Annotated in this window: 11 protein-coding genes; 10 read left to right on the top strand and 1 reads right to left on the bottom strand. The window is 50.7% G+C overall.

Features of this window, described 5'->3' with window-relative positions; all coding sequences use genetic code 11:
* Positions 1–213: 213 nt before the first annotated feature.
* From sigV to KJS57_RS17330, 10 genes are all read left to right on the top strand, one after another.
* A complete protein-coding gene (sigV, locus tag KJS57_RS17285) occupies positions 214–735 on the top strand; it encodes an RNA polymerase sigma factor SigV (RefSeq protein WP_213655765.1) in 522 nt (173 codons plus the stop codon).
* Positions 725–1,729, top strand: coding sequence for an anti-sigma-V factor RsiV (rsiV, locus tag KJS57_RS17290; RefSeq protein ID WP_244861606.1), 1,005 nt, complete (start codon positions 725–727; stop codon positions 1,727–1,729). Before sigV ends, rsiV begins: the two co-directional genes overlap by 11 nt.
* Positions 1,730–1,877: 148 nt before the next feature.
* Positions 1,878–2,828 carry an alpha/beta hydrolase gene (locus KJS57_RS17295; RefSeq protein WP_211024173.1) on the top strand — a complete coding sequence of 317 codons (951 nt, stop codon included), beginning with the start codon at positions 1,878–1,880 and terminating at the stop codon, positions 2,826–2,828.
* 429 nt (positions 2,829–3,257) lie between these two features.
* Positions 3,258–5,171 (top strand): threonine--tRNA ligase, encoded by a 1,914-nt coding sequence (gene thrS, locus KJS57_RS17300; protein ID WP_213655766.1) that lies wholly within the window; start codon positions 3,258–3,260, stop codon positions 5,169–5,171.
* Between the two features lie 23 nt (positions 5,172–5,194).
* The gene (locus KJS57_RS17305; RefSeq protein WP_213655767.1) at positions 5,195–6,112 is read left to right on the top strand and encodes a ketopantoate reductase family protein; all 918 of its coding nucleotides are present in this window, start codon (positions 5,195–5,197) and stop codon (positions 6,110–6,112) included.
* A 22-nt stretch (positions 6,113–6,134) separates the two neighbouring features.
* Positions 6,135–6,962, top strand: a complete 828-nt coding sequence (locus KJS57_RS17310) for a class I SAM-dependent methyltransferase (protein WP_213655768.1) — start codon at positions 6,135–6,137, stop codon at positions 6,960–6,962.
* Positions 6,963–7,037: 75 nt separating this feature from the next.
* Complete coding sequence (locus KJS57_RS17315; protein WP_211024181.1) at positions 7,038–7,211, top strand: hypothetical protein; 174 nt, start codon at positions 7,038–7,040, stop codon at positions 7,209–7,211.
* A 129-nt stretch (positions 7,212–7,340) separates the two neighbouring features.
* On the top strand, positions 7,341–7,670 hold the full coding sequence (locus KJS57_RS17320) for a YnfA family protein (RefSeq protein WP_213655769.1): 330 nt from the start codon (positions 7,341–7,343) through the stop codon (positions 7,668–7,670).
* Between the two features lie 114 nt (positions 7,671–7,784).
* A complete protein-coding gene (locus tag KJS57_RS17325) occupies positions 7,785–9,959 on the top strand; it encodes an ATP-dependent helicase (protein WP_213655770.1) in 2,175 nt (724 codons plus the stop codon).
* A 161-nt stretch (positions 9,960–10,120) separates the two neighbouring features.
* A complete protein-coding gene (locus tag KJS57_RS17330) occupies positions 10,121–11,881 on the top strand; it encodes an alpha-glycosidase (protein ID WP_213655771.1) in 1,761 nt (586 codons plus the stop codon).
* 443 nt (positions 11,882–12,324) lie between these two features.
* Here KJS57_RS17330 and KJS57_RS17335 read toward each other — a convergent pair whose 3' ends face one another.
* Positions 12,325–12,717, bottom strand: a complete 393-nt coding sequence (locus tag KJS57_RS17335; RefSeq protein ID WP_211024187.1) for a ribbon-helix-helix domain-containing protein — start codon at positions 12,715–12,717, stop codon at positions 12,325–12,327.
* Positions 12,718–12,741 lie beyond the last annotated feature (24 nt).

The following is a 12,741-nucleotide window of genomic DNA, read 5'->3' on the forward strand; positions in this document are numbered from 1 at the left end:
TATGGACTAAGGACGCTTTTATAAATCGCATGCGCATGAATGACGAACATCGGAAAGCCGTATGAGGGAAAACCTCATGTACGGTTTGATGAGGAGGGGCAGAAATCATCTGCCCTTTACTCTAGTGGGCGTCCGCAAACTTTTTACCGCACCTCGTGCGTCTATTTACTGATTGCAACGTTAGCTAACGAGAGGAAATCAGGTGGTGGCAAGATGAACAAGCCTAGGCAGTACGAACTTATTACGGATGTTGTTATGCATAACAAAGATAATTTTTACCGGCTGGCATACGGCTATGTTTTGAATCCGGAGGATGCGCTCGATATCGTGCAGGACTCCATTCACAAAGCGATCAAGTCGGACACGCTGCATGACGAGACAGCGGTTAAGAGCTGGTTCTACAAGATCGTGGTTCATACAGCGCTCGATTTCTTGCGGCGGAGAAAGAGGGTTGCCGTCGCAAGTGACGCCGAGCTGGAGTATCGGGATTCCGGGCAAGAGGATCATTACCGGGATATGGATCTGGAAAAGGCGCTGGACGAGCTTCCGCCCGATTATCGAAGCGTCGTCGTACTCCGATATTTTGAGGATTTAAAGATTGAGGAAGTCGCCGGGGTGCTGGGGCTGAATGTGAATACCGTTAAAACCCGGCTATACAAAGCTTTAAAGCTGCTGCGAATTGAAATGGAAGAGGTAGAGGTACACAACGAGGAGGCGCCAGAATATGGACGATAAAAAGGTTAGAAACATGGACGAATTAAAGAGAAAATACGCATCCATTCCGATTCCCCCGGAGCTGGACCAAATCGTGAAATCCGCATTGCAGACGGGACGCCAAGCCGATTCCGGTAACGGGCACCTTGAGCCGCATACTGGAGGTCGGGATATGACGGGCGCCGGAGTACAGAGTGGATCGCATTCGGACGTGGGAGCACAGGCAGGTCTCCGCACGCGTTCCCGCTCCCGGTTGCGCCGTTCCTGGGTCATTGGGGTAGCTGCGGTTGCGGTTTTCGTGGCCGGTCTGAACACGAGTCCGGCATTTGCCCGGACGTTATCCGAAGTCCCCGTGCTCGGAAGTTTGGTAGACGTTCTGACCGTCAGGGAATACAAAGCCGACAAAGGCAATTACGAGGCGGATATCAAAGTACCTTCAGTCGGCGATTTGGGCGATCCGTCGCTGGAAAGCAGCCTGAATGAAAAGTATTTGGCGGAGGGTCAGGAACTGTACGATAAATTCATGGCCGAAATGAACGCTCAACAGGCGGTCGGCGAAGACGGACATTTCAGCGTGGACAGCGGCGTCGTCATCAAGACGGAGACCGAGGGACTTCTGTCCATCGGACGTTATGTAGAGGAGACGGCGGGTTCCTCGGCTACAAGCATTCAATATGATACGGTGGATAAAAAGAATCATGTGCTGCTTACCTTGCCGAGCTTGTTTAAAGACGACAGCTACATCGATGTGATCAGCGAAAATATTAAAGCCCAGATGAAACAGCAAATGGCGGAGGATCCGAACAAAATTTACTGGGCGGAGCCGTCGGAGGATATGCCGGACGCTTTTGTGAAAATTGCGAAGGATCAGAACTTCTATATTAATTCATCGAACCAGCTCGTCATTTCATTCAACGAATACGAAGTGGCCCCAGGTTATATGGGCGTCGTGGAATTTGTCATCCCGACCGAAGAGCTCTCATCCGTGTTGGCGAGTCAGGTATACCTCAAATAGTTCAGTCAAGTGATTGCGCACTGCCGCTCCTTCCATACGGGAAGGGGCGTTTTTTTTTCAGTTTATAAAAATTATCATCATGTGATGTGGTCTGAAAACGGTATAATGTTATGTAATGTAATTCAAAGGCAAGCCGTAGGAAATTTTGATGAAGAGAAAGGTGTTTATGGTGGTTGCTTCCGTAATTATTCTTGTATTTCTTGTACTCACCGCTGCAAGCTTCTATTTCTACAATGTTGCGGTCGCCCGCGCCGACAAGGAGTTTTTAAACGGCAACCCGGACCTGGAGGTCAGTGTCAGCGCCGATGAGACCCCTTATTCGAAAAATGAACACTGGTGGGAGCAGCAGGCTTTTGAGGACTGGAGCCTGAAGTCGGATGATGGACTTATGCTGCACGCCTTCTACCTGGATGCAGAAATCCCAAGTGATAAAACCGTTATTATTGCGCACGGATACAGCGGCAAAGCTGCGGATATGGGCAATTTGGCGCAAATGTACAGGGAAAAGCTGGGCTATAATGTGCTTCTGCCGGACGCCCGCGGACATGGTGAAAGCGAAGGGGATTATATCGGATTCGGCTGGCCGGAGCGAAAGGATTATGTCCGGTGGATTGAGCGGGTCATCGAGCATTCGGGTGATCAGGCGCAAATCGTGCTGCACGGCGTGTCCATGGGCGGGGCAACCGTTCTGATGACCAGCGGGGAGAAGCTGCCGGCCAATGTGAAGGCGATCGTAGACGATTGCGGGTATACGTCGGCCAAAGATCAGTTAGCTTACCAATTGAAACGAATGTATCATCTTCCGTCCTTCCCGTTAGTTCAGACTACCAGTCTGTTGACGAAATTGCGGGCTGGATATTTCTTTGGGGAGGCATCCGCCCTGGAGCAAGTGAAAAAATCAGTTACCCCGACTCTATTCATTCATGGCGATGCGGATCTGTTCGTGCCGACCGAAATGGTGCATGAATTGTACGAGAACGGCCCGTCGGAGAAGAAGCTCGTGGTTGTACCGGGCGCCGGGCATGGTCTTGCCCGATTCGTGAATCCGGAGGCTTATGATCATGAGGTATCCGAATTTATTGGAGCCTACGTAAAATAAGGCCCTTGACATTTTGAATGACTTTGTAATATTGTTGTAGCCAATAACAAATACAAGGTGATGACCAAAGACATGATTCCCATCACGGACTGCCCAGAGAGAGAAGCCCAAGCTGAAAGCTTCTCCTGTTACGGACGTGGAATTACCCCTTTGCAGCCGTGGCGTTGAACCCGCCGATCCATTGGATGGCGGCAGTATGTGCCACCGACTAATCCCCGATACTGGATTCTAATAAGGACTTCCATTCCCATCCTTGAGCAAATGCCAGGCGATGAAGGACGGGGGTCGAATTAGGGTGGAACCACGAGTTGAACGCACTCGTCCCTTGGCGGATGAGATGCGTTTTTTTGCATTCTTTTTTCGGAAACTAATCTATAAGCTTCCGTTACCGCACCAGCGTCCAATCACTAAAGAAATGGAGGCTAAATCATGGAGATCGAAGTTACTTTGCCAGATGGAACTGTTAGGAGGTATCAGAAAGGAACCACCCTTGCCCAAGTCGCGGGGTCCATCAGTACCGGACTCGGAAAGAATGCTGTCGCCGGCAAGATCGACGGGAAGCTAGCAGACCTTAACTGCCCGATCGGCCAGAATAGCACCATTGAGGTGATTACGCTGGACAGCAAAGAGGGGCTTGAGATATACAGACATACTACGGCGCATGTCATGGCCCAGGCAATCAAGTCAATTTACGGGGACAAGGCGGTTAAACTCGGTATCGGGCCGGTAATCGCGGACGGTTTTTATTATGACATCGATATTGAAAAGCCGTTATCCATTGACGATCTGGCCAGGATTGAACAAGCAATGGAAGGGATCATCAAGGAAGATCTGCCGATCGTTCGCCGGGCAGTCAGCCGGGAAGAGGCGACGGAAATATTTGAAAAGCTTGAAGAACCGCTCAAATTAGAGCTGATTCAGGGTTTGCCGGAGGACGCGGAAATTACAGTCTATGAGCAAGGCGAATTTCTGGATTTATGCCGGGGGCCGCATCTTCCGTCCACCGGGCGGATCAAAGCGTTCAAGCTGCTCAGCGTGGCAGGGGCCTATTGGCGCGGAGATTCGAACAACAAGATGCTGCAGCGGATCTATGGAACGGCGTTTCCAAAGAAGGCTCAGCTCGAGGAGCATCTGCATTTTCTCGAAGAAGCCAAAAAGCGCGACCACCGCAAGTTGGGCAAGGAATTGGAGTTGTTCATGTTCTCGGAAGAAGCGCCCGGCATGCCTTTTTATCTGCCCAAAGGAATGACGATCCGTACGGAGCTGGAAAATTTCGAGCGCGAGCTTCAGCGGCAAAGAGGTTATGACGAGGTTCGCACTCCGCTGATGATGAACAATCGGGTTTGGGAAGAATCCGGGCACTGGGACCATTACAAGGACAATATGTATTTCACGAACGTGGATGACACTACCTATGCGCTTAAACCGATGAACTGTCCTGGACATATGCTTATTTTCAAAAACAGCTTGCGTTCGTACCGCGATTTGCCGATCCGGATTTCGGAATACGGGCAGGTGCACCGCCATGAGTTTTCCGGAGCTCTTAACGGGATGATGCGGGTTCGCACTTTCTGCCAGGATGATGCCCATCTTTTCGTGCTGCCGGAACAAATTGAGGAGGAAATCGGCAATGTCATTGCGCTGATCGACCATATCTACCAAATCTTCGGATTTGAATATAAGATTGAATTATCGACACGGCCGGAGGATTCCATGGGTTCGGAGGAGCTGTGGGAACAGGCGGAACAATCGCTGAAAAATGTGCTGGACCGGCGCGGCATCGAATATCGCGTCAATGAAGGCGACGGGGCGTTTTATGGTCCCAAGATCGACTTTCACATTACGGACGCCCTCAAACGCAGTTGGCAGTGCGGAACGATTCAGCTCGATTTCCAAATGCCGGAGAAATTCGGCCTCTCCTACATCGGCGAGGACAATCAAAAACATCTGCCGGTCGTGATTCACCGTGCGGTGTACGGATCGCTCGACCGATTCATCGGGATGCTGACCGAGCATTACGCGGGGGCGTTTCCGCTGTGGCTGGCACCGGTTCAAGCCAAGCTGCTGCCGGTTTCCGAGAACTATGTCGACTATGCCTACCGGGTGAAAAAGTCGCTGGAGGAAGCGGGGATCCGCGTAGAAATTGATGCCCGAAATGAAAAGCTTGGCTATAAAATCCGAGAGGCCCAGTTGGAGAAGGTTCCGTACATGCTGGTCCTGGGTGAGAATGAGAAGAACTCGGACAGCGTTTCCGTCAGAAAACGGGGCGAAGGAGACTGCGGTTCAAGAACCATCCCGGAAATCGCCAACCAGATTGGCGAAGAAATTCGCTCGAGAAATTAAACCGGAAAGAGGGAGGACGAGATATGCGTATTTTAGTGCTTGGAGCAGGAGGGGTAGGCGGATACTTCGGCGGGCGCTTGGCGGAAAAGGGAGCGGACGTTACATTTCTGGTCCGCCAGCAGCGCAAACAACAGCTGGAGAAGGATGGCCTGGTCATCCGCAGCGTCGCCGGGGACATCACGCTGCAGCCGAAGACGATTACGGCTTCGGACCCGGCAAGCGCCTATGATCTGGTGCTGTTTTCAACCAAAGCCTATCACTTGCAAAGCGCAATCACGGATTTGAAGCCTTTCGTCGGAGAGCATACGGTGGTTCTGCCGCTGCTGAACGGCGTGGCGCATTATTCCATCCTGCAAGAGCAGTTCGGAGCCGATCAAGTAATCGGCGGCCTTTGCTTCATAGAAACTACATTAAGTAGCGAAGGACATGTCCTCCATTCCAGTCCGAATCATTACGTTGTGTTCGGAGAATTCGGACAGAAGGATACGGAAAGGATTCGCCGGATCGAAGAAGCGCTAAGGGGGACGAAGACTTCTTTTGTCCGCAGCGGCCATATTGAAACGGATATTTGGCATAAATATTTATTCATCGCGACGATGGCGGGCGTGACGACGCTGATGCGGGCTCCTATGGGCCCGATTCGGGAAAGCGGCGGCGACTTCCTCCGCAGCGTCCTTCGGGAGATTGAATCCGTAATGCTTGCGCACGGAGCTCCGCTCGATCCCGAGATCGTAAACAAGCATATGGCAACGATGGGGAAGATGTCTTATGAGATGAAATCCTCCATGCAGCGGGATATGGAGAAGGGTTTCTCCATTGAAGGAGATCACCTGCACGGTTACTTGCTGCAAATCGCGGCGGATCACCAAATCGACACTCCGCTGCTCAAAGCGATTTATCAGAATCTGAAGGTGTACGGTATCACGGCAGGAAAAGCTTAAAAATGGGAGAGGTGTGGAAGCAATGACGATACCTGAAGGAAATTTGAAAGGCAATGTGGAGCGCTTTACCGGATTTGCGGATCTATATGATCAATTTCGTCCGGAAGCTCCGAAACTCGTTGTGGACATTTTGACCTCCTATTTGGAAAAGAGACCTGGACTGGTGCTGGACTTGGGCTGCGGAACGGGCTTATCCACCCTCATATGGAAGGACTATGGGGATCGAATCATTGGAGTTGAGCCTAATGGCGACATGAGAAGCAAAGCTGAGAAAAAGCGCCAAGCACTCCCGGGTGCGGCTCACATTTCTTTTGTTCCCGGCTATTCGAACTCCTTGGGTGACATCGGGGACGAATCGGTCGACATTATTACCTGCTCGCAGTCGTTTCACTGGATGGAGCCGGTCGGCACCATGAAGGAGGCGGGCCGGGTGTTGAACGAAGGCGGCGCGTTTGCCGCATACGACTGTGATTGGCCGCCGACTATCCATTGGAAGCTGGAAAAGGAATATCTTCAGCTGCTGGAAAAGGCGGACTTGCTGGCTCAGCAATTAACGGACGGAGAAGACCAGGCGGTCAAGCGAAATAAGAATGAGCACCTGAAGGTGTTGAAGGACAGCGGGGTATTCCGCTATACCCGCGAAATTGTGTTTCATAACAAGGAAACCTGCGACGCTGAACGCTATACGGGCCTTGCCCTGAGTCAAGGCGGACTCCAGACGGTATTGAAACAGGGTTCGTCGGAACTCCATCCGGAGATTGAAGACTTCCGCAACCACGTGGAGGAATACTTTAACGGCGAGACCAAGGAGATATTGTTCAGTTACCGAATGCGTCTGGGGATCAAATAAGGCAGGCCATTCCTTGAAACCTGCTGCATAGATCACCCCCTAAATGGCAAGTATGGGGAATGAGGGGGTGATCAGATGGATATTACACTCGACGCAGACCAGGTGATTAACCGGATCAGGGAACTGCAAAGAAACGGCGTGTCTATCAGCAAGAAGCAAGTGAAGCAGTCCGATCCTCAATTAATGCGAAGCGCTTTGTTTTATTTTCCAAGCTGGGAACATGCCTTGAAGAATGCTGAGAATATATAACTACATTTCTATTAGCCGTTAAGAATCGGAATTATTCGGTTCGGAACGGCTTTTTTCTTTGATGGCTTGCGGATTGAAAGTATAATGCCTGTAGACGATATATTTTCAGAAAAAGGTGAAGTGAACTATATGTTGCAGTCCATCATCTTATTTATCTTGGCGGGCATCGCCGAAATCGGCGGCGGTTATCTGGTTTGGTTATGGTTGCGGGAAGGGAGATCGTTTGGCCTCGGCATCGTTGGCGCTCTAATTCTAGTGCTTTACGGCATTATTCCCACGCTGCAGAAATTCCCTTCGTTCGGCAAGGTTTATGCGGCTTATGGCGGTGTATTCATTATCCTCGCGGTATTCTGGGGATGGGCTGTGGATAAGAAGACGCCGGATATGTTCGACTGGATCGGAGCGGCGATTTGTCTGATCGGGGTGTCCGTCATGCTGTGGTGGCCGCGGCCATCCTAGGCGATTAGTGCCGGCTTTTGGAAGCAGGATGATGATCATCCGTGCGCCCCTGACTGAAAAAACGTGGTATGATAAAGTGATTCATGCCGCATTTTGTGAAAGGGTACATCGAGAATGAGCGTAAATTATAAGACAGCATTTTTTGAACGTAAGCAAAGCGAGCTCGGCGTCGCATTAAACGATATTCAGAAGCAGGCAGTTCTCCATACCGAGGGGGCTGTCCTGCTTCTTGCGTCTCCCGGGTCGGGGAAAACGACCACGATCATTATGCGGATCGGCTATCTGATCGAGGAGAAAGGCGTGCAGCCTGCCCGAATCAAGGCAGTGACGTTTAGCCGTGCTTCCGCCAATGATATGAAGGAGCGGTACCGGCGATTTTTTCCCGGGCTACCGCCTGTACAGTTTTCTACAATTCACAGCCTCGCCTACGAGGTGGTCCGGGAGCATTTCCGCAAAACGGGGATCAACTATCAAATGATCGAAGGGGGCGGAGAGCTGGAACGGGCGGAGGAAGAAGGACCCGAACATGCACCGCTGCATAAAAAGGTTATTTTGCGCCAAATCTTCAAATCCCTAACCGGGGAAAATATGACGGACGATCAAATGGAAGAGCTGACGACCTATATCAGTTATGTCAAAAATAAAATGCTTCCGCCGGAAAAATGGGGAACCGTGAAGGCCGGGGTCCCGGAGGCGGAGTCGATCCTACGCGAGTATGAAGACTTCAAACGCTCAGGCCATCCGAAGCTGCTGGTCGATTTTGACGATATGCTGACCTTGGGGAACGAGATTCTCGAGCGGGATACAGCGCTGCTGGGGAAATACCAGGGAAAGTACGATTATATGTTGACGGATGAAAGTCAGGATACGTCGCTGGTTCAGCATGAAATCATCGCAAAGCTGGTCCGGAGACATGGCAATCTTTGCGTGGTGGCGGATGATGACCAGTCCATTTACAGCTGGAGAGGAGCGGAGCCCTCCTATTTGCTGAACTTCCGGGAGGCTTTCCCGGATGCGGCGATTCTGTTTATGGAGCAAAACTACCGCTCCACTACTAGTATCGTAGACCCGGCGAATCAGTTTATCCGGCGCAATAAAAACCGGTATAACAAGAACATGTTTACGGAGCGGAGAGAAGAGGGAGAGCCGATCGGAATCCGGACCTTTGCGGATTATAAATCGCAAACCAAGCATGTGGTACAGGAAATCGCGAAGTCGGACCAGCTCTCAGAGGTCGCCGTGCTGTACCGCAATAACTCCTCTTCTATCGCTTTAATGAATGCGCTCGACAGAGCCGGGATCCCGTTTTATATGAAGGATACGGATAACCGGTTCTTTTCCCACTGGGTGGTAGAGGACATTTTGAATTTTATGAGGATGACGTATACCGATAAACGGACGGACATTCTGGAAAAGATTCATTTAAAGATGGCCGGATACATCAGCAAACAGCAGATGGCGGCTCTTAAGGAGATCCAGAACAACGAGTCCGTTTTCGACAATTTGCTGAACTATGTGAAGCTGCAGGATTACCAGCGGGGGCCGATTGTGGCCAACCGGGACACGTTCCGGGAGATGAGCGGCATGCCGCCGCTGCAAGCGATCCGGGTTATCCGGGGGCTGCTCGGCTACGAGAAGGCGCTGGACAAAATGTGCGAGTGGCTCGGATTTCGCAAGGAGTTTTTGATCGGGATCCTGAATACGCTGGAGGAAATAGCGGATACTCTGGCGACGATGGAGGAATTTGCGAACCGGCTGAAGGTGCTGGAATCGGCGCTAAAAACCTCGAAAAGAAACAAGGGAGACCATGCCGTCACGCTGTCCACGTTTCACAGCGCAAAAGGCCTGGAATTCGAGAAAGTATACATGATCGATCTGGTTGACGGCATTATACCTTCTTCCGAAGATATCAAGAAGAATTCAGCGGGGGATGAGGCGTTGATGGAGGAGGCCGTCCGTCTGTTCTATGTCGGAATGACGCGGGCGAAGCGGCGGCTGGAGCTATTGACGTATCAGGAGCGGGACGGGGAAAAAGTCGCCGAATCCCGTTTCCTCTCTCACATCCGAACTATCGTAAAGCCGGCGGAGGATAGCAGCGAAGGTGAAAAATTAGCGGCTGCCTTTGCGGCAGGGGACAGCGTCCGGCATAAGGTTTTCGGGCAGGGAGAAGTTCGCGGTCGGCATGGTGATTTGATCGACATCGCGTTTCACCAAGGGATAAAGACCTTGTCCCTCCAAACCTGCGTGGAGATGGGACTGCTGGATGTGATCTCATCGAATAGCGATTGACACCCGGACCAAGCCGATCTATACTACCAATTAAATGGAGCACATCAACATAAGGGCAATGCCTGACTTTTCATCCGGAGCGAATGAAGAGCACAACCCCGTAGAGCATCTGGGGATGTGCTCTTTTTTATTTTTTTAATTGACGAAGGAGGAAGAAACAAATGATTAAAGAAGCGATTTTTCACCGTCCAAAAAACAGTTATGCCTATGCCTACGACGCTAACACACTGCATATTCGGCTGAGAGCGAAAAAGGATGATTTGACGAGCGTGGAGCTGATCCACGGGGATCCTTACCGCTGGGCGGAAGGGCATATGCTGTCGGACAAGGTTCCGATGTCGAAGGTGACATCCGATGAATTATTCGACTATTGGTTTATCGCGATCTCGCCGGAAAATAACCGGTTTGTTTATCAGTTCGAAGTGACTGACGGCAACGAGACTTGGGTTCTGGGCGAAATGGGATTCACGGAGGATTTGGAGGACAACCGCTTTTTCCGGTTCCCGTATTTGAATGAAATCGATGTGTTTGATGCACCGGCGTGGGTAAAGGATACGGTATGGTATCAAATTTTCCCGGAACGTTTTGCGAACGGAAACCCCGGCCGTAAAACAAATACTAATGGAGTATGGGGAGACACCCCGAAACCGGACAGCTTCTTTGGCGGTGACTTTGAGGGGATCATTCAGCATCTGGACTATTTGGCGGAGCTCGGGATTTCCGGCATTTATATGACTCCGATCTTCGAGGCGCCGACCAACCATAAATACGATACGATCGATTATATGAAAATAGATCCGCAGTTCGGCGATAAGGAAACGTTCCGGAAGTTAGTCCAAGAATGTCATGCTCGGGGCATCCGCGTTATGCTGGACGCCGTGTTTAATCATTCGGGTTACGGCTTCGCCCCGTTCCAGGATGTGCTGAAGCATGGCGCGAAATCCCGGTATGCGGATTGGTTCCATATGCTCAGCTTCGGGGAGGAAGAAGGGGATCATCCGACATATGAGTCTTTTGCCTTTACGGATAACATGCCCAAGTTGAAAACGAGCAATCCCGAAGTGAAAGAGTATCTTCTGGGCGTTGCGAAGTATTGGATCGAGGAGTTCGATATCGACGGCTGGCGGTTGGATGTAGCGAACGAAGTGGACCATAAATTCTGGCGCGAATTCAGAAACACCGTAAGAGCCGTGAAGGACGATGTCTATATGGTGGCGGAAATCTGGAACGACGCGATGCCATGGCTGCAAGGGGACCAATTTGATTCGGTCATGAACTATCCGTTCACTGAGGCGGTCATCGACTTTATCGCCAAGGGCAAAATCGGCGCTTCCCGCTTCGGAAATTTGCTGACGAGTCATCTTCAGCTGTATCCCGAAAATGTCAACGAAGTGTTGTTCAATTTGCTGGGCAGCCATGATACGGCGCGCGTTTTGACCCAGTGCGGGGATGATACCGCCAAGCTGAAGCTGGCGTTCCTGCTGCTCTTTACGTATCCGGGCAGCCCGTGCATTTATTACGGCGATGAACTCGGCCTCAAGGGAGACGGCGATGATTTCGCTTACTACCGTGCGTGCATGGAATGGGATCCGGCGAAGCAGGATCAGGATTTGCTGAGCTTCGTCAAACAGCTGATTGCCATCCGCAAGAGCCATTCGGCCATCACCGCAAACTGTCATCTTCAGGTGCTTAAAGCGGATGACGCCTCCGGCCTGTTCGTCTTCTCGAGAAGCCAAGGCGACGAGGAAATCGTGGTCGCTCTGAATAACGGGGAAGAGCCGTCTGCGTTTAGTTTGCCTTCGAAATGGCACGGGCAAAATGCGGTCGATCTGTGGAGCGGCGAGAAGGTTGCCGTTGGTGCGGAAACCGCGTCTTATGCGCTGGAGCCGATGCAGTTCCGGATTTTTGCTATCAACAAATAAACAGTTTATTCACATTATTCACACACCGCGCTGTGTACAATGTTGAATAACTGGATAACTTTGAATAATATCTGGATAACTTTGTGGATAACCAGGAGTAATTCGAAGATATCCCAAAGATCACCTTGGATTTGGCGGCAAAATCCGTTCCCGAAGCTGGATTAATTGCGATTGAGCCGACGGATATGTGCATAACTAACTTAGATGTTTGAGTTGAGAGGGAGTTTCATTGGATTTTTCCAACAAGGTTGAGGATAAACAGAGGAATTGGGGCAGATCCATTGGAAAAATCCAATCAGAAAGTGTGAAACTCCCCTTTTGTATCTAAACCGTCGAGATTTCATTGGATTTTTCCAATGAAAACAATATTTAAACCGAAAAAGGCGGCAGCCCATTGGATAATTCCAATGAACTGCCGCCTTTTTTGCTTTTATAGGATGCGCTCAAGATTCTTGCTGCAGCTCCCTTAACCATTTCTTCACCGGTTCCGGTCCGCGGATCATCCCGAACACTTTTACCTTCTCAAACGTCTCTTTGGCCAATTCCAGAGTGACATCGCTAGAAATAACAAGTGCGCCCACCAGCTTTACATTCAGCCGTTTCCCCAGGCTTTTCAGGTCCTCCAATTCGCTGCGGTTAAATTCCGCTACACCGAACACAAAGTATTTTTCCTGCTTGTACTGATTGATCTCATGGCTGTGAGAATCAATCTGGTTTCGGATCGCGATACGGATAAAATCCGTCCGATTCGAATAAAAGCCCTGGTCAACGAGCAAATCGATTTGTCCCAAATCGACCGGCCCTACATTGATCGTAATTTTCTCCAAATCTGCCATTACATATATCCTCCTATCATTAAG

It is taken from the genome of Paenibacillus vini (assembly GCF_018403325.1).
Taxonomy (GTDB): Bacteria; Bacillota; Bacilli; order Paenibacillales; family Paenibacillaceae; genus Fontibacillus; species Fontibacillus vini.